This is a genomic window from Clostridia bacterium, from assembly GCA_017620395.1.
Classification (GTDB): Bacteria; Bacillota; Clostridia; order Oscillospirales; family RGIG8002; genus RGIG8002.
The window spans coordinates 164,892-189,971 of record JAFZQJ010000026.1 but is presented as its reverse complement, the minus strand read 5'-3'; the positions used below and the strand labels follow the sequence as shown (position 1 = coordinate 189,971).

At 58.5% G+C, this 25,080-nt stretch carries 13 protein-coding genes; all 13 read right to left on the bottom strand.

Going from position 1 to position 25,080, the window contains the following annotated elements; all coding sequences use genetic code 11:
- Positions 1 to 153: 153 nt before the first annotated feature.
- Positions 154 to 2,220, bottom strand: a complete 2,067-nt coding sequence (gene fusA, locus J5441_05875; GenBank protein ID MBO4934676.1) for an elongation factor G — start codon at positions 2,218 to 2,220, stop codon at positions 154 to 156.
- A 54-nt stretch (positions 2,221 to 2,274) separates the two neighbouring features.
- Positions 2,275 to 2,745, bottom strand: a complete 471-nt coding sequence (gene rpsG, locus J5441_05870) for a 30S ribosomal protein S7 (GenBank protein ID MBO4934675.1) — start codon at positions 2,743 to 2,745, stop codon at positions 2,275 to 2,277.
- A 141-nt stretch (positions 2,746 to 2,886) separates the two neighbouring features.
- A complete protein-coding gene (gene rpsL / locus J5441_05865) occupies positions 2,887 to 3,300 on the bottom strand; it encodes a 30S ribosomal protein S12 (protein MBO4934674.1) in 414 nt (137 codons plus the stop codon).
- Positions 3,301 to 3,476: 176 nt separating this feature from the next.
- Positions 3,477 to 7,073 (bottom strand): DNA-directed RNA polymerase subunit beta', encoded by a 3,597-nt coding sequence (rpoC, locus tag J5441_05860; GenBank protein MBO4934673.1) that lies wholly within the window; start codon positions 7,071 to 7,073, stop codon positions 3,477 to 3,479.
- 36 nt (positions 7,074 to 7,109) lie between these two features.
- The gene (gene rpoB / locus J5441_05855; protein ID MBO4934672.1) at positions 7,110 to 10,862 is read right to left on the bottom strand and encodes a DNA-directed RNA polymerase subunit beta; all 3,753 of its coding nucleotides are present in this window, start codon (positions 10,860 to 10,862) and stop codon (positions 7,110 to 7,112) included.
- 355 nt (positions 10,863 to 11,217) lie between these two features.
- Positions 11,218 to 14,739 (bottom strand): UvrD-helicase domain-containing protein, encoded by a 3,522-nt coding sequence (locus tag J5441_05850; GenBank protein ID MBO4934671.1) that lies wholly within the window; start codon positions 14,737 to 14,739, stop codon positions 11,218 to 11,220.
- The gene (locus tag J5441_05845) at positions 14,732 to 18,004 is read right to left on the bottom strand and encodes a PD-(D/E)XK nuclease family protein (GenBank protein ID MBO4934670.1); all 3,273 of its coding nucleotides are present in this window, start codon (positions 18,002 to 18,004) and stop codon (positions 14,732 to 14,734) included. The genes J5441_05850 and J5441_05845 overlap by 8 nt, the downstream gene beginning before the upstream one ends.
- Before the next feature lie 80 nt (positions 18,005 to 18,084).
- Positions 18,085 to 18,717: a corrinoid protein gene (locus J5441_05840; GenBank protein ID MBO4934669.1), complete on the bottom strand. Its 633-nt coding sequence runs from the start codon at positions 18,715 to 18,717 to the stop codon at positions 18,085 to 18,087.
- A 93-nt stretch (positions 18,718 to 18,810) separates the two neighbouring features.
- A complete protein-coding gene (locus tag J5441_05835) occupies positions 18,811 to 20,013 on the bottom strand; it encodes a serpin family protein (GenBank protein MBO4934668.1) in 1,203 nt (400 codons plus the stop codon).
- A gap of 133 nt (positions 20,014 to 20,146) precedes the next feature.
- Complete coding sequence (locus J5441_05830; protein MBO4934667.1) at positions 20,147 to 21,199, bottom strand: hypothetical protein; 1,053 nt, start codon at positions 21,197 to 21,199, stop codon at positions 20,147 to 20,149.
- A gap of 93 nt (positions 21,200 to 21,292) precedes the next feature.
- Positions 21,293 to 22,864, bottom strand: a complete 1,572-nt coding sequence (locus J5441_05825; protein MBO4934666.1) for a 2,3-bisphosphoglycerate-independent phosphoglycerate mutase — start codon at positions 22,862 to 22,864, stop codon at positions 21,293 to 21,295.
- A gap of 21 nt (positions 22,865 to 22,885) precedes the next feature.
- The gene (locus J5441_05820; GenBank protein MBO4934665.1) at positions 22,886 to 23,653 is read right to left on the bottom strand and encodes a triose-phosphate isomerase; all 768 of its coding nucleotides are present in this window, start codon (positions 23,651 to 23,653) and stop codon (positions 22,886 to 22,888) included.
- Between the two features lie 69 nt (positions 23,654 to 23,722).
- Positions 23,723 to 25,018: a phosphoglycerate kinase gene (locus J5441_05815; protein ID MBO4934664.1), complete on the bottom strand. Its 1,296-nt coding sequence runs from the start codon at positions 25,016 to 25,018 to the stop codon at positions 23,723 to 23,725.
- Between the last annotated feature and the right edge of the window lie 62 nt (positions 25,019 to 25,080).

Here is a 25,080-nt window from a genome sequence, read left to right as displayed (position 1 = left end):
GGTACCGATGTTTACGTGGGGCTTGGTTCTCTCAAATTTTGCTTTTGCCATTTGTGATATCCTCCTTGATGTTGAGATATTATCATTCGTGTGCGTACTTACACATTTTACACTATCGGCGAAAAAATAGCAAGCATTTTTTTCTAAAAATGACTATTTTCCGGCGATTTTTTCGGAAATCGTCTTCGGAACCTCCGAATAATGGCTGGGTTCCATTGAATAGACGCCTCTTCCCTGCGTTTTTGAACGCAGATCCGTCGCGTATCCGAACATTTCGGAAAGCGGGATGTAGGAATGCACCTGCTGCGCTCCCGCGACGACGTCGATGGACTTTATCTGTCCGCGGCGGGCGTTGATGTCTCCGATAACGTCGCCGAGGTACTCCTCGGGAACGGTCACGACGACCTGCATTATCGGCTCCATCAGCACGGGATCCGCCTTGCGCATCGCTTCTTTGAAAGCGATGGATCCGGCGATCTTGAACGCCATATCCGAGGAGTCGACCTCGTGATAGGATCCGTCGTAAAGCGTGACCTTGACGTCGACCACGTTGTAGCCGGCGAGCGTTCCGCTGAGCATTGCGCCCTGGACGCCCGCGTCGACTGAAGGAATGTATTCCTTAGGGATGACGCCGCCGACGATCTTGTTGACGAATTCATAGCCCTTGCCGGGCTCGTTGGGCTCAATGTGCAGCTTGACGCCCGCGTACTGTCCGTGGCCGCCCGTCTGCTTTGAATATCTGTAATCCACGTCAGCGGGTTTGCGGATGGACTCTTTGTACGCGACCTGCGGCTTGCCCACATTCGCCTCGACCTTGAATTCGCGGAGAAGTCTGTCGACGATTATTTCGAGATGCAGCTCGCCCATTCCGGCGATTATGGTTTGTCCGGTTTCCTCATCGGTGTAGGTGCGGAAGGTCGGATCCTCTTCCGCCAGCTTCGCAAGGCCTATGCTCATCTTTTCCTGGCCGGCCTTCGTCTTCGGCTCGATGGCGACTCTTATGACGGGCTCCGGGAATTCCATCGACTCGAGGATGATCGGCTTCTGCTCGAAGCAGAGCGTATCGCCCGTCGTCGTGTTCTTCAGGCCGACCGCGGCGGCGATGTCGCCGGCGTAGACACCTTCAAGGTCTTCCCTGTGGTTCGCGTGCATCAGAAGTATCCTTCCGAAGCGCTCGCGCACGTCTTTAGTGGAGTTGTAGACCATCGATCCGGTCGTGATGGAACCGCTGTAAACTCTGAAAAAGCACAGCTTTCCGACGAAGGGGTCGGCTGCGATCTTGAACGCCAGCGCGGAGAACGGTTCGCTGTCCGACGAATGGCGCTCCATTTCCTCACCGGTAGTGGGATGAACACCCTTTATCGCGGGAACGTCGAGAGGCGACGGCATATAGTCGACAACCGCGTCGAGCAGCTTCTGCACGCCCTTGTTGCGGTATGAAGTGCCGCAAAGCACCGGGACGAGCTTGTTGGAGATCGTCGCTGCTCTTATGCCTTTCTTCAGTTCCTCAACGGTGAGCTCCTCATCGGCAAGGTATTTCTCCAGAACGCTCTCGTCCTCCTCGGCGATAGCTTCGATCATCTCGCCGCGGTATTTCTCGGCGAGCTCGCGCATATCCTCGGGGATATCTCCGACCTGAATGTCGGTTCCGAGATCGTTGGTGTAGATATAGGACTTCATTTCGACCAGATCGATAAGCCCCACGAAGGAGTCTTCGGATCCGATCGGAAGCTGGATGGGTACCGGATGGCATTTCAGTCTCTCGTGCATCATGTTGACGACGTTATAGAAATCCGCGCCCATGATGTCCATCTTGTTGACGTACGCCATACGCGGAACTCCGTAACGGTCGGCCTGACGCCAGACTGTTTCGGACTGCGGCTCAACGCCGCCTTTTGCGCAAAAAACGGTTACCGAACCGTCGAGCACTCGAAGCGAACGCTCGACTTCTACGGTGAAATCAACGTGACCGGGGGTGTCGATAATGTTGATACGGTGACCTTTCCAGAGGCATGTGGTAGCGGCGGAGGTTATGGTTATACCTCTCTCCTGCTCCTGCTCCATCCAGTCCATCGTAGCGGCGCCCTCGTGAGTCTCTCCCATTTTGCGGTTTTTGCCGGTATAGAAAAGTATTCTCTCGGTAGTCGTGGTTTTACCGGCATCGATGTGAGCCATAATGCCGATATTTCTATACATTTCAAGCTGGTGAGTTCTTGGCATTTCTTTCTCCTGTTCGGGATAACGCGTCTTATGCGATGGTAAAGAATAGGGGAATTACCATCTGTAGTGAGCGAACGCCTTGTTGGCTTCGGCCATCTTGAGGGTATCTTCTCTCTTCTTCACGGAAGCGCCCGTTCCGTTGAGCGCGTCAAGCAGCTCGGCAGCGAGTCTTTCCTTCATGGTCTTCTCGCCGCGGGCTCTCGAATAGGTGGTGAGCCATCTGAGTCCGAGAGTCTGCTTTCTGTCGGGGCGGACCTCGATCGGCACCTGATAGTTGGCGCCGCCGACACGTCTCGTCTTGATCTCAAGGGTGGGCATGATGTTCTCAAGCGCGGCCTTGAAGACCTCGAGGGGATCCTTTCCCGTCTTTTCGTTGATTATTGCAAAGGCGTCGTAGACTATTTTCTGAGCAACGCCCTTTTTGCCGTCCAGCATGATATTGTTTATCAGTCTGGTAACGAGCTTGGAATTATAAAGTGGATCGGGTAACACATCTCTCTTGGAAATAGAACCTCTTCTCGGCACTTTACTTCCCTCCTTCACATTATGATATCATAGGTACTCGAAAGTTTTGTTCTTTCGTCAGCGCGCGATTCCGAGGTGTTATATACGGGCATAAACCCTGTAAAACAGCTCTGAACGGCTGCTGAATTCAATTTTGCAGGCTTACGCCTTCGGGCGCTTCGCTCCGTACTTGGAACGGCCCTGTCTGCGGTTCGCAACGCCCTGAGCGTCGAGAGTGCCGCGGATAATGTGGTAACGGACGCCGGGCAGGTCCTTGACTCTGCCGCCTCTGATGAGAACGACGCTGTGCTCCTGCAGGTTGTGGCCGATACCGGGAATGTAGGACGTCGCTTCGATTCCGTTGGAGAGTCTGACTCTGGCGATCTTTCTGAGCGCGGAGTTAGGCTTCTTAGGAGTCGTGGTCTTGACCGCGGTGCAAACGCCTCTCTTCTGGGGCGAATTCTGCTGGATGGCGACCTTCTTCTTGGAGTTGTAGCCGCGGAGCAGCGCAGGAGCGGTAGACTTCTTGACGGAAACCTCTCTTCCCTTTCTTACCAACTGGTTAAAAGTAGGCATGGAGTTCCTCCTTTCTTCAAAGATTCTATGACAGCGGTGGCCCGCAGGCCGCGAGCCGCCGCATATCACACAAAATGCGAAAATCACACAAAGGCTATTATAACACTATTTTGCCCTTTGTCAAGTGTTTTTTTCGCACAGGCGGGCGATATATACCGCGCGCCTGCGGAAACGGATCAGTCGGCTTTCGCCTCCGTGCCGTCGCTGTCGGCGACGTAGCCCTCGGACGCGTCGCCCATATCCGTCTCGATCTCGACGTTGCGGTAAATGTCCATGCCGGTTCCGGCGGGAACGAGCTTACCGATGATGACGTTCTCCTTCAGACCGAGCAGCGGGTCGACCTTGCCTTCGATAGCGGCTTCGGTCAGCACGCGGGTGGTCTCCTGGAAGGACGCGGCGGACAGGAAGGAATCGGTGGCGAGGGACGCCTTGGTGATTCCGAGCAGCACCGGAGTCGCGACCGCCTTGCGGAGAGTGATCTCACCTTCCTCGATGCGCTTCTCGATCTTCTTGTTCTCGCGCTCGAAGGAGACGCGGTCGATGATGTCGCCGAGCAGCAGAGGCGTATCGCCCTCTTCGTCGACGCGGACCTTCTTCATCATCTGGCGGACTATGACTTCGATATGCTTATCGTTGATGTCAACGCCCTGCAGACGGTAGACCTTCTGGACTTCCTTGATGAGGTAGTTCTGAGTGTCGTCGCTGCCGCAGACGCGGAGGATATCGTGCGGGTTGACGCTGCCCTCGGTGAGGGTGTCGCCCTTCTTTATGACGTCGCCGGTCTTGACGCGGATGTGCGCGTCGAAGACGATGGGATAGATGCGGACTTCAAAGTTGTCCTCTTCCCCGCCGGTGACCTTGATGTGAGGCTGGCCCTTCTCTTCATAGACTTCGACGGTGCCGCCGATCTCGGAGATGACCGCGAGGCTCTTCGGCTTTCTCGCCTCGAAGAGCTCTTCGACCCTCGGAAGACCCTGGGTAATGTCGTCGCCGCCCGCGATACCGCCGGTATGGAAGGTTCTCATCGTCAGCTGAGTACCGGGCTCGCCGATGGCCTGCGCGGCAATAATGCCGACCGCTTCGCCGATGTTGACTTCTTTGTCGTTCGCAAGGCTCAGGCCGTAGCACTTGGCGCAGACGCCGTGCTTGGACTTGCAGGTGATGACGGAGCGGATCTTCGCTTCCGTGACGCCCGCGTCGACGACGGCTTTCGCTTCCTTATCGCGCATAAGGGCGTTTTTGGGAACGATGACTTCGCCGGTCTTGGGGTCGCAGATGTCTTCGGCGGCGTATCTGCCGTAGAGACGTTCCTCGAGGCTCTCGACGTTCTTGATCTCGGAGACGAGGATGCCGTCTTCTCTGTCGTCGTTGGGATCTGCGGTCTCCCAGCAGTCTTCCTCGCGGACGATAACGTCCTGCGAAACGTCGACGAGACGTCTGGTAAGGTATCCGGAGTCGGCGGTACGGAGCGCCGTGTCGGCAAGGCCCTTTCTCGCGCCTCTGGAGGAGATGAAGTATTCGAGGACGTTAAGTCCTTCACGGAAGTTCGCCTTGATCGGGACTTCGATGGTCTTCTGCGAGGTGTTCGCCATCAGTCCGCGCATACCGGCGAGCTGTCTGATCTGGTCGATGCTGCCGCGCGCGCCGGAATCAGCCATCATCTTGATGGGGTTGTACTGGTCAAGGTACTCGCGCAGGGCTGCGGTGACGTCCTTGGTCGCCTGATCCCAGGTCGCGACGGTCATGCCGTAGCGCTCTTCGTCGGTGATAAGACCGCGCTTGAACTGCTTGACGATCTTGTCGACCTTCTGCTCGGCGTCGGCGATGATCTCCTTCTTTTTCGGAGGAACGGTCATATCCGCGACGGAAACGGTGATGGCGCCCTTGGTGGAGAAGCGGTAGCCCAGCGACTTTATGCTGTCGAGGACTTCGGCGGTATCGGACGGGCCGTGTACCTTGATGCACTTCTCGATGATCTTACCGAGCTGCTTCTTGCCGCAGACGAAAGTTATCTCGAGGTCGAGCGCGTGCTCGGGATCGTTTCTGTCAACGAATCCGAGATCCTGCGGGATGCGCTCGTTGAAGATGATCCTGCCGGCGGTCGCGTCGATGATGCCGGTGCGGACTTCGCCGTCGATCTCCTTGGAAACACGCACCTTGACGGCGGCGTGGAGGGAGATGACGCCGGATTCGTAAGCCATGATGACTTCGTCCTTATCGCGGAAGACCTTGCCCTCGCCGGGTTCGCCGTCCTTCTGCATGGTCAGGTAGTAGGAACCGAGGACCATGTCCTGAGTAGGAACGGTGACGGGCTTGCCGTCCTGCGGCTTGAGCAGGTTGTTCGCCGCGAGCATCAGGAAGCGGGCTTCCGCCTGCGCTTCCGCGGAAAGCGGCACGTGAACCGCCATCTGGTCGCCGTCGAAGTCGGCGTTGAACGCGGTACAAACCAGCGGATGCAGCTTGAGCGCTCTGCCTTCAACGAGGACGGGCTCGAACGCCTGGATACCGAGGCGGTGCAGCGTGGGTGCGCGGTTGAGCAGAACGGGGTGCTCCTTGATGACTGCTTCCAGCGCGTCCCAGACCTCGTTCTTGCCGCGGTCGACCATCTTGCGGGCGTTCTTTATATTATTGGAAAGCTTCGTTTCAACGAGGCGCTTCATGACGAAGGGCTTGAAGAGCTCTATCGCCATCTCCTTGGGCAGACCGCACTGGTAAATCTTCAGTTCCGGTCCGACGACTATGACGGAACGTCCGGAATAGTCGACGCGCTTGCCCAGCAGGTTCTGTCTGAAGCGTCCCTGCTTGCCCTTGAGCATATCGGAGAGCGACTTCAGCGGGCGGTTGTTCGGACCGGTTACCGGTCTGCCGCGCCTGCCGTTATCGATGAGTGCGTCAACGGCTTCCTGAAGCATACGCTTCTCGTTTCTGATAATGACGTCGGGAGCATTCAGCTCGAGCAGCCTCTTCAGACGGTTGTTTCTGTTAATGACTCTTCTGTAAAGGTCGTTCAGATCGCTGGTGGCGAAACGGCCGCCGTCGAGCTGGACCATCGGTCTGATTTCCGGCGGGATTACCGGAAGCACGTCGAGAATCATCCACTCGGGCTTGTTGCCGGACTTGCGGAACGCCTCGAAGACCTCAAGACGCTTGAGGATCCTGGCCTTCTTCTGACCGGTGGCGGATTCGAGCTCTTCCTTCAGCTCCTCGCAGGTCTTCTCGACGTCGACCTGACGGAGCAGCTTCTGGATCGCTTCCGCGCCCATTCCCGCTTCGAAGTCGCCTTCATACGCTTCACGCAGGTCGGAGTATTCCTTCTCGCTGAGTATCTGCTTGTTCTCGATGCCGTCGACGTCGCCCTTGTCGGTGACGATGTAGGCGGAGAAGTAAAGCACCTTCTCGAGCGCCTTCGGCGAAACGTCGATGACGAGGCCTATGCGGGAGGGTATTCCTTTGAAATACCAGATGTGAGACACCGGGCAGGCAAGCTCGATATGTCCCATTCTCTCGCGGCGGACCTTCGAGGTCGTAACCTCGACTCCGCACTTTTCGCAGATCTTGCCCTTGTAGCGTATGCGCTTATACTTTCCGCAGTGGCATTCCCAGTCCTTGGTGGGTCCGAAGATGCGCTCGCAGAAAAGGCCGTCCTTCTCGGGCTTGAGCGTTCTGTAGTTGATGGTTTCCGGCTTCTTGACCTCGCCCTTCGACCAGCTTCTGATCGTTTCGGGAGACGCAAGACCGATCTTTATTGCATCGAATATCGTATTGTTAGACATTTCGTTACCTCCAAACTCTGATCACTGCGCTTCCGGTCAACCCGGGAAGTCTTCGAAGTCCTCGTCGGACCCGAATTCGTCTTCCGAACTGCCGTAACCGTCGTAATCGTCCGCGTCGGTTATAGAGAATCCGCTGTCTTCGAAGTCCTCGTCGTTGGCGGCGTACTCCGGCGGAGCGTCGACGTAAGCGACGGCGTCGTCGTCCGAAACTTCCTTGAGATCGATCTCGTTCATATCCTTGTCAAGCACCTTGACGTCGAGCACCAGAGACTGGAGCTCCTTGATAAGGACCTTGAAGGATTCGGGAACGCCCGGAGTAGGAACGTTCTGCCCCTTGACTATGGATTCGTAGGTCTTTACGCGTCCGTCGGTATCGTCCGACTTGATGGTAAGGATCTCCTGGAGAGTGTGCGCCGCGCCGTAGGCTTCGAGCGCCCAAACTTCCATTTCGCCGAAGCGCTGTCCGCCGAACTGCGCCTTGCCGCCCAGAGGCTGCTGGGTGACGAGGGAGTACGGGCCGGTGGAACGGGCGTGGATCTTGTCGTCGACAAGGTGCGCCAGTTTCAGGAAGTACATGTATCCGACGGTAATCCTGTTATCAAAGGGCTCGCCGGTACGGCCGTCGTAAAGCACGCTCTTGCCGTCCTCGGAAAGTCCGCTGCGCTTGAGCAGCTCGCGGATGTCCTCTTCCTTCGCGCCGTCGAAGACCGGGGTCATGATGTTCCAGCCCAGCGCCTTGGCGGCGTAGCCGAGGTGGACCTCAAGCACCTGTCCGATATTCATTCGGGACGGAACGCCCAGAGGATTGAGGACTATGTCGAGCGGAGTGCCGTCCGGCAGGAAGGGCATATCCTCCTGCGGGAGTATGCGGGAAATAACGCCCTTGTTACCGTGGCGGCCGGCCATCTTGTCGCCGACGGAGATTTTGCGCTTCTGCGCGACGTAGACTCTGACGACCTTGTTGACGCCGGGAGAAAGCTCGTCGGAGTTCTCTCTGGTGAAGACCTTGACGTCAACGACTATGCCGGATTCACCGTGCGGAAGTTTCAGGGAGGTGTCTCTGACCTCTCTCGCCTTCTCGCCGAAAATCGCGCGGAGCAGTCTTTCCTCGGCGGTCAGCTCGGTCTCGCCCTTGGGCGTTACCTTGCCGACGAGGATATCCTGAGCGTGCACCTCGGCGCCGATACGGATGATGCCGTCCTTGTCGAGATCCTTCAGCGCGTCTTCGCCGACGTTCGGGATGTCGCGGGTGATCTCTTCCGGTCCGAGCTTGGTGTCGCGGGACTCGAGTTCGTATTCTTCTATATGGATGGAAGTGTAAACGTCGTCCTTGACGAGATTCTCGTTGATGAGAACGGCGTCTTCGTAGTTGTAACCTTCCCAGGTCATGAAGCCGATGAGCACGTTCTTGCCGAGCGCGATCTCGCCGCCGGAGGTGGAGGCGCCGTCGGCGATGACCTGCCCCTTCTCGACCTTCTCGTTCTTGTCGACGATGGGCTTCTGGTTGATGCAGGTGCCCTGGTTGGAACGCAGGAACTTGATGAGCGGATAGGTGTCAAGCTCGCCGTCGTCATCACGCTGGATGATGATCTCGTCGGCGGAAACGCGGACGACCGTGCCGGCGTTCTCCGCGAGCACCACGGTGCCGGAGTCGACGGCGGTCTTGTATTCCATACCGGTGCCGACGATGGGCGCCTCGGTAGTGAGCAGCGGAACCGCCTGTCTCTGCATGTTTGAGCCCATCAGCGCACGGTTCGCGTCGTCGTTCTCGAGGAACGGGATCATCGCGGTCGCGACGGAAACCATCATTCTCGGGCTGACGTCGACGTAATCGACGCGCTCGCGGTCGACTTCGAGGATCTCGTCGCGGTAACGCGCGGTAACACGCGGACGGACGAATCTTCCCTTCTCGTCAAGCTCTTCGTTGGCCTGCGCGACGATGTATTCGTCCTCGACGTCGGCGGTCATATACTCGACGACGTCGGTGACGGCGCCGGTCTCCTTGTCGACCTTGCGGTAAGGCGCTTCAAGGAAGCCGTACTCGTCGATGCGGGCGTAGGTGGAAAGGTAGGAAATAAGTCCGATGTTAGGACCTTCGGGGGTCTCGATCGGGCACATTCTGCCGTAGTGGGAGTGGTGTACGTCTCTGACCTCGAATCCGGCGCGGTCTCTCGAAAGACCGCCGGGGCCCAGCGCGGAAAGCCTTCTCTTGTGAGTCAGCTCGGCGAGGGGGTTCGTCTGGTCCATGAACTGAGACAGCGGCGAGGAGCCGAAGAACTCCTTCATGACCGCGACTACCGGCCTTATATTAATGAGAGAATGCGGGTCGATGCCCTCGGTATCCTGGCGCTGAAGCGTCATTCTCTCGCGGATGACGCGCTCCATGCGGGAAAAGCCAATGCGGAACTGATTCTGCAGAAGCTCGCCGACGGAACGGATGCGGCGGTTGCCGAGGTGGTCGATGTCGTCGGTCGTTCCGACGCCGTACTCCAGGCAGTTGAGGTAGTTGATGGAAGCGAGGATATCGTCGGCGATGATGTTCTTAGGGATCAGCTCGGCGATGTGCGCCGCGACGGAAGCCTTCAGATCATCTTCGTTCTCAGCGGCCTCAACAAGGCGCCTGAGGGTGGGAAGATGGACCTTTTCGTTGACGCCGACTTCCGCGGGATCGAAGCTCAGCAGGAGCGACGCGTCGACCATATTGTTGGCGAACGCCTTGATTTCAAGCTCGCTTTCTTCACCGGTCTCGATGTCTCTGTGAGTGACCTTGAGCCAGACTTCGTTGACTCCCCTGCTCTCGATGAGGCGGGCGTTCTCGCGGGTAATCGCTTCGCCGACGGGAACGTCGAGCACTTCGCCGGTGAAAGGATCGGCGACGGGACGGGCGAGTATCTGGTCGCGGATACGCGCGGCCAGCGCCATCTTTTTGTTGTACTTGAATCTGCCGAAACGGCAGAGATCGTATCTCTTGGGATCGAAGAAGAGGTTGAAGATATGAGAAGTAGCAGCGTCGGTCGTCGGGAGTTCGCCCGGGCGGAGCTTCTTGTAGATCTCGATGATCGCGTCCTCGACCGTCTTGGAGGTGTCCTTGTCGAGAGTGAGGCGGATGCGCTCGTCGTTGCCGAACAGCTCCATGATCTCCTCGTCGGTCTCGACGGACAGGTCTTCGCCGGTCAGCCATTTCAGAACGCGGATAAGCTTCGTTACGGGAAGCTTTCTGTTCTTGTCTATTCTCACCCAGAAAACGTCGGACGGATCGACCTCGTACTCCAGCCACGCTCCCCTGTTCGGGATGACCTGCGAAGTGAAGAGCTTCTTGCCGGTCTTGTCGTGGGTGAAGTCGTAGTACATACCCGGAGAACGGACGAGCTGCGATACCACGACACGCTCGGCTCCGTTGATAATAAATGTTCCGCTGGGAGTCATCTTGGGGATATCGCCCATAAAGAGATCGGATTCCTTGACCTCTCCGGTCTCCTTGTTGAGCATACGGACCTTAACGCGAAGCGGAGCCGCGTAGGTCGCGTCTCTCTCCTTGCACTCCGCGATGGTGTACTTCGCCTTGTCGTCGATGGAATAGTCGACGAAGTCGAGCACCAGGTTTCCGGAGAAATTGCTCACCGAGGGAACGTCGTCAAAGACCTCGCGCAGTCCCTCGTTGAGGAACCACTTGTAGGAATCGATCTGCACCTCGATAAGATTCGGCATCTCGAGCACTTCGTCGATCTTGGCGAAGTTCATTCTCGTTTTTTTGCCGAATTTTACCTCTTTCGGTTGAACGTTTGCCATTTCTTTTACCTCTCCTATTGTATTTTACGGAAGGCGGCGGAGCCGCTTCCCGCCGGCATCCGGCGAATGCCGGTTCGCGCACGACGAATCGCTATTGCGAAACGTCAGATTTCAACGGAATAATTCCTTATTATACGCAATTTGGCGCGGCTAAACCACCTATTATACCAGAATGCGATAATATGGATTTTAGTATTCTATCACCCCGAAAAGCAAATGTCAAGCATTTTTCAGAACTTTTTCTAATTTTTTCACTTTTGCGCTTCCGGATATGTGCACAAATACCCGAAAAGACGCAAAAACAGGACGAGCCGTTTCGTCCCGTCCTGTCAACCTATATAACCGGCGCTCTCCCCTACAGCACCTTCACCTCTTCGCCCGCGTCGAGGAAAAAGAGGAACGCCTCCGAGACCTCCCTGCCGGTCAGTTCGGCGAGTCCGCGGGCGTATATCTCGAGCTGCGGCTTGTAGTAGGCGGCCTTTTCGGCAAGGTCGTCTTTTATGCGGTCCGTTTTGTAGTCGACGACGACGCACCTGCCGTCCTCCTCAAAGACGCAGTCTATCGCGCCCTGAACGAGCAGTTTTTCTTCCGGCGCGTCGGGCAGGTAGTCGGAAGCGTCCGCCTCGAAGGTGAATCTGAACTCGCGCGTGACTTTTTCAGCGGCGCGTATCCGCTTGAAAAGCTCCGAGGAAATGAAGTTGTCAAGCTTGCGCCTGTCAACCATCCGCGCCTGCTTTTCGGTTATGAAGCGCTGCGAAACGAGCCGCTCGAGCTCCGCCTCGGGATCGTCGAGCTTATCGAAGTCCGCGAACTGCAGGAAGGCGTGGGTCGCGGTGCCGGCTTCGGCGCCGCCGCGGCGCTCCGCGTCGAGGCAAGCCGGTCTGCGCTCGCAGCAGCGGTCGCTCTCGCTCTTGCCCGCCTTCATCGCGACGATGTCGCTGACGGTCAGCTTCGTGGGCACCGACGCGGACGCGGCAAAGCCGTATTCGGCGTTTATGCGCGCGTATATCTTCCGCGCGAGCTCTTCGTCCGGCTCGGGCGCGGCGCCCTCCTCTCCGGCGGCGGAGACCTCGAACTCCGGATCTATCGATACGTCGAAGGCGCCCGTTTCCGCAAGCGCGATCGGCGCGACGAGTTTAAGGTAACTGTTCGCCTGCGTGACTTCATACGGATCCATCTCTCCCGCGGCGTTGAGTCTGAGTCTGCTCCCGCTGACGGTCACGGCGGTATCGGCAACGGAGGCGACGATCTCTATGCGTTCTATCGCGCGCGTCATCGCGACGTAGAGGAGGCGCATTTCCTCCTCGCGCCCCTTCTTTTTCAGTTTCGCCGCGGCGAGCTTTCTCGCGGCGGTGTTGCGCACGGTGTGCTCTCCCGGCGCGGCGATCTTTATGCCGAACGAGGAGCCGCCGGCTATGATGCAGCTCTTGCTCAAATCGTCTTCGTTAAACTTCGAAGCGGCGTCGCAGATGAAGCAGACCGGGAACTCAAGCCCCTTCGACGCGTGGATGCTCATTATCCTGACCTCGCCGCCGACGCCGGACGTTCCGTTGCCGCCGGTTTTCACGCCCTCCGATATGACCTTGTCGACGTAGCCGATGAAGCCGGAAAGATCCTGCCTGCCGGAAGCGCCGTAAGCCTTGGCGATCTCGTAAAAGCGCATAAGGGCGGCGCGTTCGCGCCTGCCGCTCTTCAGCGAAGACGCGAAGGCGAGGAAGCCGGACGTCTTGTAAATATACCATATAAGCTTATCGGCCGTCAGCGCGGCGGACTTACAGCGCAAATGCTCGAGCGCCGCGAGGAAGCCGGCGCACTTCGCGTCCCCCGCCTCCGCGGCGGCTTTGACCGCGTAGTAGAACACTCCCCGCCCGCGGCGGCGGACCCCGACGAGTTCGCTGTCGGTGAAGCCGAAGACGCCGCTCGTCATCGCCGCGGCGAGATCGATATTCTTCATCGGGTTATCTATCGCGCGCAGCAGCGAGATCATCCTCCGCACCGACGGTACGTCGAAGCATGAATCGGTGCCGGGCGCGGAAAACGGTACGCCCGCCTCGGTGAACGCGTCCGTTATCGGACGCAGATGAGGCTGAGTAGTGCCGCGCATAAGCACCGCGAAGTCGCCGTAGCCGATCTTGCGCTCGGTTCCGTCGCGCTTGTCGGCGACGGTCATGCCGCCGGCGATCAGTTCCTTGATCTTCGCGGCGATATAGCGTCCCTCGGCAAGTCTGCCCGCCTCGACGTTATCGCCCTGAAGGAGCGTGAAATACGCTCCGCTGCCGGCGTTTTCCCTCTCCGCATCGGGGTTCGGACGGAGGACGTCCTCCGCGCCGTAGTTTATCCCGCAGGTCTCCCCCGTCATGATCGCGGCGAAAACCGCGTTCGCCGCGTCGGTAACGGCGCGTCTGCTTCGGAAGTTGTTATTCAGGCTTATCTTCGCCGGGAACTCGCAGTCTTCTCCGACGGCGGGCGCGTATTCGTTGCGGTGCCGCAGGAAGAGCTCTGGCGTCGCGCCGCGGAAACCGTATATCGCCTGCTTGACGTCGCCGACCATAAACAGATTATCCTCCGACTCGGAGCAAATGCCGCGGAAGATGAGCTCCTGCAGCCCGTTGACGTCCTGATACTCGTCAATGAGTATCTCGCGGTGCGCCCTGCCCTCTTCGAGCGAAACGCCGGTGCGGCGCAGCGTTCCGTCCGCATCGCGCTTCCACAGCAGGTTCAGCGCCTTCGTTTCGAGGTCGGCGTAGTCCCAGACGCCGCGGTCTTTTTTCAGTTCGGCGTATTTCTTTTCCGTCAGCTCCTGCAAAGCGAACAGGCGGCGGACGATAACGCTCAGCGCGTCGGCTTCGGCGCGCATTTCATCTTCGGTCGCGGAAAAGTCGGACGCGGCGGCTTTGAAATAACCCCTGCATTTATCGGCAACGGCCTTTCGCGCGTCCATCCACCCGTCCCAGGCGGGACATTTCCTCGGTTTGTTCGAAAGCTCGCCGGGCGGCGTTCCGAGCAGCGCGACGACGGACGCGTAGTCCTTTCCCGCTGCCGCGGACTTCAACGACGCGAAGCGGTCGGCGCACGCCTCAAGGTAGGCTATCTGCCCTTTCAGGTTATCATCAAGTTTCGAATCGCCCGAAAATGCCGGAGCTTCGGCGATGACGCCGCGGAGTTCTTTTTCGTAATACTCCGCCGCGTTCGCTACGTTGCGGAACACGTCGGCAAACAACTCCGCGTTGCCCGTGCCGTACCCTTCGCCGAAGACTTCAAGAACGCGCGCCTTGAACTCCTCGCGGTCGGGGGTTCTGGTCATAAGCTCGTGCAGACGGCAGACTGCGCTTTTCAGATCGGACGCGCCGCCGCCGCTGTCTTCCATGGCGTCGACGAGCGCGTAGAACTCCGCGTCGCCTTTGTCAAACTCTTCTTCGATTGCGTCGGCGAGCGCTTTTTTGAAAAGCAGATCGGCCTCGCCCTCCGCGGAAATACGCACGCCCGCGGAATAGTCCGCGCCCTCGGCGGCCTGATACTTCTCAAGCAGCGAGAGGCAGTAGGCGTCTATCGTCGAGATATGCGCCTCGGGAATATACATAAGCTGGTTTTTGACGCGCTTGTTCTCCGGATGCTCGCGCGCGTAGTCGCTGAGCTTCTTGCCGAGGCGCGCCTTCATCTCCGCGGCCGCCGCCTTCGTGAAGGTGACGACGACGAAGTCGCGCACGTCGGCGGGATCGTCCGCGTCGATCACGCACTGCATGATGCGTTCCGTGAGGACGGCGGTCTTGCCGCTTCCCGCGGAGGCGGAAACGAGCACGCTGCCGCCCGTGAGCCCTATCGCGAGCTTCTGCCCGTCGGTCCAGGGAGTTGATGAGCCGATTATTTCCTTATACATCCGCTTCCTCCTCCCGCAGTCTTTCAAAGACCTCCTCGTCCTTGATCGCATCGAACGCGCGCGGTTCCACCTTGTCTTTATCCACGCCGCAGACGGAAATATAATCGCAGTATTCGCAGGGCAGCTTTTCGCTCTTGCCCTTTTTTAGCGGATATTTGGGTATATTGCCCGCCGCAAGCTGTTCGCGCATACGGCGCGTCAGCTTTTCTATATGGTTTTTCAGCAGCGCAAGCTGTTCGAATGAGTAGCGGACGGGGCGTTTTTTCTCGGGCGGACGCTCGTCAATCGGGGAATCCTCAAGCGCCATTCCGGACATCGTGCGCGCGTCGGCGAGCTTTTCGGCAATCTTGCCGTCCGAAGCGTCGACTCTGACTCTGTTCGCCGGGAAATAGTAGACGCCGGCGGGAGCGACGCCTTCGCCGTATCTGGCGGCGCCGTTCAGCCAGAGCGAGATGAGATACACGAACATCTGCATATCGACGCCGTTGTAGACCCTGCGCAGCGACACTTCTTTTTTCTCTTTATTCGTTTTGTAGTCTATGACGCGCAGGTACTTGCGGCCTCCGCGTTCGCAGATATCAACGCGGTCTATTTTGCCCTCAAAGCCGATAGCGGCGCCGTTCGCGTCGATCACCCAGGAATCGACGCCGCCTTCGCCTATTGGGAGCTCGAAGTCGGTCGGAGTATAGCCGCTCTCCGCGAGTTCGTCGCGGATACAGCCGATAAGCTCGACGATCAGCGCCGTGGTCGTCGTTATCGAGCGCAGGAAGGACGCCGGCAGGTTCTCTTTTCCACCGAGGCAGTTTTCGACGTACTCCTCGGCAACGCGCTTCGCGTACGCGTCGACGTCTGCGCCGGCGCCGCCGTCCGCAATCGCTCTGACGGTGCGTTCGAGGACGTAGTGGACGAAGGTCCCGACGTTGCGCGGATCGAGCTCCGCTTTCGCCTCCGGGCGAAGCGAAAGCCCGTATTTGCAGAAGAAACTGTACGGGCATCCGGCGTACTGCTCCGCCTTCGACGCGCTCATGACGCGCGTCTTCCCGGCGACGTACGCCGCGGCGTCCGCGTCGAGCGGACGGAGCGCGCTCTCACGCATCGCGCGGTAGGAATCCAGCTTTGCCGCCAGCGCGGGAGTGCGCGAAACCGCCGCCGCGACGGAGGCCTCCCCGACGTTCTCCGGCGCTTCGTAGAACGGCGCGCATATATCCAGCGCGGCCGCCGGCGCGGAGCATACGTCGGCGTATTCAAGCTCGGACGCCTCTATCCTGCGGCAATCCTTGAAGGTGTTTTTAAGGTCGAGTATCACGCGCGACGGCGCGGAAACGGAAAGCGCGCTTTCTGACGCGCTGTAGGAAACGGTGAGCCCGTGCGAAGGGATCGTCAGCGCGTTGTAGACCGACAGCATGAGCTCGCAGCGGCGCACCTCCTCCTCGTGAATAAGCGGAACGTCCAGCTTGAAGAGGTCTTCTTTATCGGCGTTTGTAAAAACGCCCTTCTGGCCGAACGGGCGCGGGAACGCTTCGTCGGTCGCGCCGACGATGAAGCAGTATTTTATGTGTTCGACGCGCGCCCTGCCCTCGCTGCCGATTATGACTTCGTCCGCGTGCGGCGGGATAACGCCGACGTCGGCGTTCTCAAACATTATGCGAAGCAGCTCCGCGTAGCTGTCTTTGCTTACCGTTTCTCCGCCCATGGCGGACGATATGCGGTCGAGCACGTCCATCAGCAGCTCCCACATCCTGTCGCCGTCGTATTCCTCTCCGGCGGCGAGCGCGGCTTCGCGCTGCGCGCGTATGGTCTCCGCGGCTCCGGCGGAAAGTAGGTATTCGTATATCGCCTTCGCGAAGTCGTCCGCGGTGCGCGCGGAAGCGAGCTTTTCCGCGAACGCGAAAAGCGGCGTCGCGAGTTTATCCCTCGCCTCGTTGACGACGTCAAGCAGCTCGGCGTCGCTTTCTTTCATCTCCTCCGCGAAGCCGGAGGGGTTCAGCGTGAACCGCGCCCCCCATTTTACGCCGCTTACGCGCCAGAGGTTGATATAGTTCTCAAGCAGCGAGGACTGCTCGACGTCGATCCCGGCGAGTCCGGTCTTCGCGAGGTCGGCCATGTCCTCGTAGTACATCCCGTGCGTCGCGGCGCGGATGGCGAAAAGCACGAGCCGCATCAGCGGCTTGAAGCGCACGTCGCGGCGCGAGTCTATGAAGTAAGGTATGCCGTAAAGCTCGAACTCGATCTCCGCGGCGCTCCTGCACGCTTCAAGGTCGCCGGCAATGACCGCTATGTCGCGGTAGCGGCAGCCCTCTTCGGCGGTCAGGCGGCGGATCTCGGATGCTACGTAGCGCATCTCGTCGTAAGGATCCGCGGCGGCGTAAACGGTTATGCCTTCGCCGCCGGCAACGCCGCTTTCGCCCGAATAGAGCATGCTTTCAAGCAGGAGCATCGAGGGCGTCTTAAACTTGTGATTTTCGTTCAGCACGGTCGCTTTGCCGATCTCAACGCCGGTATCGCGGGCGAAGCTGCGGAAGCGCTCCGCCATAAGCGCGACGGGATAGAACTCCTCGCCGACGTCCATACCGTCCGAAGGCGCGGTCAGCGATATAACGCACACGGCGCTCTGTTTTATGATGCGCCGGATTACCGCTTCCTCCTGCGGAGTGAATCCGACGAAGCCGTCGAAATAGACCGCGCAGCCGGAGAAGAAGTCTTCGCCGTCGAGTATCTCGCCGAGCGCGGTGAGCTTGTCCGCGGGATCGAAGAAGCTGCCGCTGATAAGGCGCTCGTATTCGCGGACGATAAGCGCCGTGTCGCGCATCTTTCCGCGCAGGGTATCCGCGAGCCCCTCGCCTTCGGACGCGGCGAGGAGCGCGTCCGGCGAAACGCCGTTTATCTTCAGCTCGTCCGCGGTCTCTGCGATGCGGAGGGCGAAGCGCGGATCGTCCGCGTATTTGCCGAAGAGCGTCAGCGTATCCGCGCAGTCGCGGACGGCGCGGTAGATAAGCGCGGTCTTGCCCATAGAGTCGATATAGTTGCCGGCGAGCCCGCCCGTGACGAGCATGACCTTCTCGACAAGGCGGGTGAAGCTCAGCACTTCAACGCCGAGACGGCGCGCCTCGGCGTTGTATTCGATAAGCTGTTTTTCATAAGAGAGCGTGCTCTGCTCCGGCACGATGATGTAGGTCATCTTATGCGACGGCGCCGCCGCGACGGCGTCGCGCAGCGCGGTATAGGTCTTGCCGGTTCCGGCTCTGCCGGCGATGAATTTAAGCATTCGCACTCTCCTTTCCGTTTGCTTTTACAAAAACAAACCGCAGGTCGTGCGGTTTGTTTTAACGATTATTTCCGAAACTGCTATTCAAGGAAGCCCACCGCAGCTTCGGCTGCGGAGGCGGCGTCGGAGGTATAGCAATCCGCGCCGATGCTGTCGGCGAACGCCTGGCTGACAGGCGCGCCGCCGACCATGACCTTGACCTTGCCCTTGAGCCCGGAGGCGTTGACTGCGTCGACGACGTTTTTCATCTCGTTCATCGTCGTCGTCAGCAGCGCGGAGCAGCAGATGATCTGCGCGTCGTTTTCTTCGGCGACGTCGATGAATTTCTGCGCGGGGACGTCTACGCCGACGTCGATGACCTTTATGCCGCGCCCCTCCATCATCATCTTGACGAGGTTTTTGCCTATGTCGTGCAGGTCGCCCTTTACGGTACCGATGACGGCGACGCCCTTCTCCTTGACGCCTTCCGCGGCGAGGTAGGGCTTGAGCAGCGCGGTGCCTTTATTCATCGCGCGGGCGGCGATAAGCACCTCCGGCACGAAGACTTCGTTATTCTTGAACTTCTCGCCGATGACGTTCATTCCGTCGAGCAGTCCTTCTGAAAGTATCTGCTGCGCGGGAATGCCGTCTTCAAGCGCCTTTGTGACGGAGGCCTCGACCTCCGGCGCTCTGCCGCGCTGGATGTATTCGCTTATTTCATTGAGAATAGACATACTGCCGCCCCCTCGGGTAGGTTGTTTGATAGCGTAATTATACCATAACGATTTTGACGTTGCAAGATAAATCGGCGAAATATTTTGCGGATTTTACTCGACGATGCGCCCCTCGAAAATAACGTGGCGCGACGTCTGAAGATCGGCGACGACGAAGAAGGAAAACGGGCGGTCGGCTTTGAAATCCACCGATTCCGTCGGCATGAAACCTAAAGAGTAACCTATTTCCGTCGCGGCCGCGCCTTCTATTCCTTTTTCGTTGATTCCGAGCTTCGCTCTCTGGATGATCTCGCTGACATAAAGCGGCATATCGGTAATTCCGGAAAAGTCCGCGTCCGAAGCATCGAACGCGTCGGCAACGCCGCACGCTTTCAGGAAATCGCAGAACTCGCCGTTCTCCAAAGACGTTTCGACCTCGAACTTCGGTATCGCCAGATTGACTATCGGCCTGCTGTTATAAGCCTTTCCGATTTTTTCGATCAGATCGTCGGTGCTTCCGAGAACGAAAACGACGCCCGTCTCGCTATAAAAGTCTCTGATAGGCAAGATCACAAGTTTGGTATCCTCATCCTCGTAATACGGCATCGCTTCCGATTGGAACATAAAGTCCTTTTCGACGAAAGAACCGTCTTCCTTCGTAAAATCAGAACGTTGATTGTCTTCGGGTTTGAACTCCGAATCCCAGGCACCCTTGAAATATAAGGCGTTCAGCTGCAGCATAACGAGGTCGGATGTATCGTGACCCTCGGGGAAAAGACGCGGGATCATACCGTTGGTTTTTCCCTTCACCCATTCGTCGGCTTTTTCGGCGACGTTTCCGGAAAAGTCAAAGTATTCCGCGTTATACTCTTTGATTTTCTCTTTATAGCTCTGTTTTACCGAGCCTATGTCCTCGCGCGTCCACACGGAGTTTGCGATTTTCAGATCGGTATTGCCCGCGCTTTCATCCGCGTACTCATTGAACGACGAGAGCGCTTTATTGATATAATGCTCGTTCTCCAGCGCGAATGCGCCAAGGAGCTCTTTTTTCGTGTTCCCTTCCGCGCCGGCGAGCATAAGCCCGTAGGCGTATTTGAATGACATCGGAGATATGACGAAGTTTCCGCTCTGCCGCTCGGCGATATAGTCGAGCAGCTTTTCGTCGAGGTTGTAAAGCGCGGCGCCGTTGACCTTGCCGACCGGTTTTTCGACGTAGCCCGCGGCTGCCGGATCCGGCTCCGCCGGCTGGTTTCCGCAGCCCGCGAATATCGCCGCTCCGATAACGAGCGCCAGCGTCAACGCAATGATCCTTTTCATAATCGCGCCTCCTGTTATCACGACTGTTGAACACTCTTCACTTATATACCCGTAAAAAACGAACCGTAAGTCACGTTCGTTCAGAAGAAAATGAGGAATACAAGGCGCACACGCAAGTTTCACACTGCGGCGGTCACTTTTCGCCGCGGTATTCGCGTACGGTGCGCACCATAGCGAGATAGTTTTCCACCGGGACGTATCCGGCTATCGAATTGCCGGAGCCGAAGGCGACGCCCCCGCGCCCCTCGCACTTTTTCAATATATCCGTGACGTATTCTCTTATCTCCGACTCCGAAGACTGGCAGAGCACGTCGACGTCCGCGCCGCCGAAGTTGCCGATGCGGTCGCCGTAACGCTCAACCCATTCGGTGAATGGCGCGATCTGATCCTCGTTCGAGTGCTTCGCGTCTATTCCGGCGGCGATAAGGTCGTCGAAAACGCCGAAGATGTTGCCGCAGGAGTGCAGCAGGAACGGCTTTCCGCTCGCGTGCGCCATATCGATTATCCGCTTGTACTGCGGGATTATATGCGTTCTGATATCATCGTGCGGCAGGAGCGTATTCGACTTGTAGCCGAGATCGTCGCCGAAGCGCAGCACGCAGTAGAGGTCGCCGTATTCGCGGATGAAGCGTTCCCACGTCGCGGCGCTGACGCCGCCGACTTTTTTGAAAAGGTCGGCGTAAAGCTCCGGATCGTCATAAGAAAGCAGGCAGAGATCCTGATATCCGACGAGGTCCTCGACGCACTCGAAGACGCCGCAGCCTACGCCCCCTATCGCCTTCATTCCGGCGGGGAGCTTTTCGCGCAGGCCGTCGAAAAGCTTGCCGTAAAGCTTGAAGAAATTATCCGGCACCTCGTCCCAGGGGTACTTCTCGAAGTCGGCGCGGTCTCTTATCACGGGCGGCTTGTGACCGCCGAGCGCGCCGCTGCCCGGGAACGCGACGCTGAGCCAGCGCTCGAAGGTAACGGTGTCGTAACCGCATTTCAGGTAGCTTTCACAGACGCGGCCGACGTATTCAGCCGCTTCCGCGGCAGAGCCGTCCTGCAGGCCGGAAAACTCCCTGCCGACGATCTTTTCCATAATCGCGTCGTCAATCTGGTGCTCGTAAAGCGGCAGGCGCTTCGCGGATCTGTTGCGCGCGGCGTCTACGATATTCGTATAATCGGGAACGAAACCTTCGAACATACTTCGCCCTCCCCTTCTTCGCCTTGATTATAACACAAAAACCGCAGGAATTAAACTAACTCTTGCGGTTTTCGGATAATTTTTATTCTGTTTTCATATCATGCTCGGCTGCCAGCTCGCGGGAGGCGTGAGTCCGAGCAGTTTCGCGATTGTCGGGGCGACGTTGGCGAGGCCGTATTCGCCGTCGATTATCTCATGCTTTGCCTGCGTGTCGTAGATAATGAACGGGACGGGGTTGAGCGAATGCGCGGTGCGCACCTGAAGCTCGCCCTTCTTGTTCTTCTCGAGCATTTCGTCGGCGTTGCCGTGGTCGGCGGTAACGAGCAGGATCGCGCCGGCTTCGTCGACCGCCTTTATCAGACGCGCGAGGCCGATATCGACCGATTCGACGGCGATTATCGCGGCGTCGTAGCTGCCGGTGTGTCCGACCATGTCGCCGTTGGGATAGTTGCAGCGCAGGAAGTCGTATTTGCCGCTCTTCAGCGCGGCTATCATCGCGTCGGTGACCTCGGCGGACTTCATCCACGGGCGCTCGTCGAAGGAAACCTTGTCGGAGGGGATCTCCTCGAAGGTCTCGAGCTCCTCGCTGGTCTTGCCGCTTCTGTTGCCGTTCCAGAAATACGTTACGTGGCCGTACTTCTGCGTTTCGGAAACGGCGTATTGATTAAGGCCGTGAGCGACGAGCAGCTCGCTGAGCGTGTCCTTTATCTCCGGCGGGTTGACAAGGTAGTTCTTCGGCAGCTCGAGGTCGCCGTCGTACTGCAGCATTCCGGCGTATATGACGTCGGGGCGCGCGCCTCTGTCGAAGGCGGTGAAGTTTTCGTCGTCGAACGCCATACTGATCTCGATCGCGCGGTCGCCTCTGAAGTTGAAGAGTATGACCGCGTCGCCGTCGGTTATCCTGCCGACCGGCTCGCCGTTATCGGCGATGACGAACGCGGGCAGATCCTGGTCGATGACGCCTTCGTTCTCGGCGCGGTAGGTCTCGATCGCTTCCGCGGCGGACGCGAACTGTCTGCCCTCGCCTCTGACGTGTGTATCCCAGCCGATCTTTACCATATTCCAGTCGGCCTTGTATCTGTCCATCGTGACCTTCATTCTGCCGCCGCCGCTGGCGATCTTTCCGTCAAAGCCGGCGTCGTTGAGCTCCGCGAGGACGTTTTCCAGCTGCTCGACGTAGATAAGCGCCGAGGTCGCGGGAACGTCTCTGCCGTCGAGCAGGATGTGGACTCTCGCCTTTTTCACGCCCTCGCTCTTCGCCTTTTTCAGCATCGCGAAAAGGTGCGAAACGTTGGAGTGGACGTTGCCGTCGGAAAGCAGACCGATGAAATGCAGAGTCGACGATCTTTCGACGCAGCCCGCGACGATCTTTTTCCAGACGGCGCTCTGATAGAGCTTGCCGCTCTCGATGGATTCGTTGACGAGCTTCGCGCCCTGCGAATAGATCTGGCCGCAGCCGAGGGCGTTATGTCCGACTTCGCTGTTGCCCATATCGTCGTCGCCGGGGAGTCCGACGGCGGCACCGTGCGCCTTCAGGCGCGTGTGCGGGCAGGTCGCGAAGAGCTTGTCGAGGGTCGGGGTGTTGGCGTTGCCGACGGCGTCGCCGAGTCCGGTCTTGCTGAACCCGACGCCGTCCATGACGACGCATACAACAGGTCTTTTCATATTATCAACACTTTCTGTTTATTACTTGGAAGCCGCGTCGATGATGACAGAGAAGTCGGGGGCCTTCAGCGAAGCGCCGCCGATAAGGCCGCCGTCGATGTCTTCCATCGCGAGCAGCTCGGCGCAGTTCTTCGCGTTCATGGAGCCGCCGTACTGAATGGAGATGCCGTCCGCGGTCTCGTCGTCGTAGAGGACGCCGATGGTGTCTCTGATGAGCTGGCAGACCTCGTTCGCCTGCTCGGCGGTGGCGGTCTTGCCGGTGCCTATCGCCCACACGGGCTCGTAGGCGATGACGCAGTTGATCGCGTCTTCCTTCTCAATGCCGTTGAAGGCGATCTTCGTCTGCATGGAGATCAGGTCGTCGGTTATCCCCTGCTCACGCTGCTCGAGCGTTTCGCCGACGCAGATGATGGGGGTAAGTCCGGCGGCGATCGCCGCTTTGGCGCGGAGGTTGACCGTTTCGTTGGTCTCGCCGAAGTACTGGCGGCGTTCACTGTGGCCGACGATAACGTATTCAACGCCCATTTCCGCGAGCATGGACGCGGAGATCTCGCCGGTGAAGGCGCCGCTGGGCTCGAAATGCACGTTCTGCGCGCCGAGATGTATACGGCTGCCCTTTATCGCTTCCGCGACTGCGGGGATGTCGATGGCGGGAACGCAGACGACGACTTCGCAGTCGGGCTCGGGCATGGCGGCCTTGAGCTCCTCGATGAGCTTCGCCGCTTCGGACGGAGTCTTGTTCATCTTCCAGTTGCCGGCGATAATGGCGCTTCTGAGGTCTTTATTCATTGCAGTTTCTCCTTATAAAGTGATTTCGGGGCGGCCGGTGCGACCGCCCCGCTTAAATTGCTTTTTGAATTACTTGTTGTCGAGGCAGTCGATGCCGGGGAGGGTCTTGCCCTCGAGGAACTCGAGCGAGGCGCCGCCGCCGGTGGAGATGTGGGTCATCTTGTCGGCGTAGCCGAGCTGCTCGACCGCAGCGGCTGAGTCGCCGCCTCCAATGATGCTGACGGAATCGCTCGCGGCGATCGCGGCCGCGACGGCCTTGGTGCCGACCGCGAACTTCTCGAACTCGAAGACGCCCATCGGTCCGTTCCAGATGACCGTCTTGGCGTCCTTGATCAGCTCGGAGAACTTCTTGACGGACTCCGGTCCGATGTCGAGGCCCATCATGTCGTCCGGGATCGCGTCGCAGGCATAAACGACCGGCTCGGCGTCGGCGCTGAATTCCTTCGCGCAGACGTTATCGACCGGAAGCGCGAAATTGACGCCCTTCGCGGCAGCCTTTTCCATGATCTCCTTGGCGAGCTCGACCTTGTCGGTCTCGAGCAGCGAGGTGCCGACCCCGTAGCCCTTCGCCTTGTAGAAGGTGTAGGCCATGCCGCCGCCGACGATGAGGGTATCTACCTTCTCGATCAGGTTGGTGATGACGCCGATCTTATCGGAGACCTTCGCGCCGCCGAGGATGGCGACGAAGGGGCGCTGAGGCGCTTCGAGCGCGTCGCCCATAATGGTGATCTCTTTCTGAATGAGGTAGCCGCAGGCAGCCGGAAGTCCGCCGTAGGTGACTACGCCGGCGGTGGAGGCGTGCGCTCTGTGCGCGGTGCCGAACGCGTCGTTGACGAAGACTTCGGCGAGCGAGGCGAGCTTCTTGGAGAACTCGGGATCGTTCTTCTCCTCCGCCTTGGTGAAGCGGGTGTTTTCAAGCAGGACGATCTTGCCGGGCTCGAGCGCCGCGACCTTCGCCTGCGCATCCTCGCCGACGGTGTCCTCGGCGAAGGTGACTATGCCGCCGAGGTACTCGTTGAGCTTGTCGGCAACGATCTTGAGCGAAAACTTTTTCTTGTCGCCCTTCGCTTTTTCAAGCGCGGCGGCGGTGGCGGCCGCTCTCTCCTCTTCGGGGAGCTCGTCGATCTTGGCGATCTCCTTCTTGCTGAGCTTCAGCTCAGCGTCGAAGATGTTGTGCGGCTTGCCCATATGGGAGCAAAGGATGACCTTGCAGTTCTTCTCAACCAGATACTTGATGGTCGGCAGAGCGCCGGTTATTCTTTTGTCCGAGGTGATGACGCCGTCCTTGACGGGTACGTTGAAGTCGCATCTTACGAGGACTTTCTTGCCTTCAAGGTTCATGTCTTCAATGGTCTTTTTGTTCATGTGTATATCCTCCGTTTATAAAATTATCAGTGTTATTTTACGCCGTGCCGGCGTGAATTGCA

What these genes read in the sequence shown, in the direction of transcription:
- J5441_05850 (MBO4934671.1), bottom strand. Translation starts at nt 14,739, where the DNA reads ATGTATAAGGAAATAATCGGCTCATCAACTCCCTGGACCGACGGGCAG.
- rpoB (MBO4934672.1), bottom strand. Translation starts at nt 10,862, where the DNA reads ATGGCAAACGTTCAACCGAAAGAGGTAAAATTCGGCAAAAAAACGAGA.
- J5441_05835 (MBO4934668.1), bottom strand. Translation starts at nt 20,013, where the DNA reads ATGAAAAGGATCATTGCGTTGACGCTGGCGCTCGTTATCGGAGCGGCG.
- J5441_05815 (MBO4934664.1), bottom strand. Translation starts at nt 25,018, where the DNA reads ATGAACAAAAAGACCATTGAAGACATGAACCTTGAAGGCAAGAAAGTC.
- J5441_05820 (MBO4934665.1), bottom strand. Translation starts at nt 23,653, where the DNA reads ATGAATAAAGACCTCAGAAGCGCCATTATCGCCGGCAACTGGAAGATG.
- J5441_05825 (MBO4934666.1), bottom strand. Translation starts at nt 22,864, where the DNA reads ATGAAAAGACCTGTTGTATGCGTCGTCATGGACGGCGTCGGGTTCAGC.
- J5441_05840 (MBO4934669.1), bottom strand. Translation starts at nt 18,717, where the DNA reads ATGTCTATTCTCAATGAAATAAGCGAATACATCCAGCGCGGCAGAGCG.
- J5441_05830 (MBO4934667.1), bottom strand. Translation starts at nt 21,199, where the DNA reads ATGTTCGAAGGTTTCGTTCCCGATTATACGAATATCGTAGACGCCGCG.
- rpoC (MBO4934673.1), bottom strand. Translation starts at nt 7,073, where the DNA reads ATGTCTAACAATACGATATTCGATGCAATAAAGATCGGTCTTGCGTCT.
- J5441_05845 (MBO4934670.1), bottom strand. Translation starts at nt 18,004, where the DNA reads ATGCTTAAATTCATCGCCGGCAGAGCCGGAACCGGCAAGACCTATACC.
- fusA (MBO4934676.1), bottom strand. Translation starts at nt 2,220, where the DNA reads ATGCCAAGAACTCACCAGCTTGAAATGTATAGAAATATCGGCATTATG.
- rpsL (MBO4934674.1), bottom strand. Translation starts at nt 3,300, where the DNA reads ATGCCTACTTTTAACCAGTTGGTAAGAAAGGGAAGAGAGGTTTCCGTC.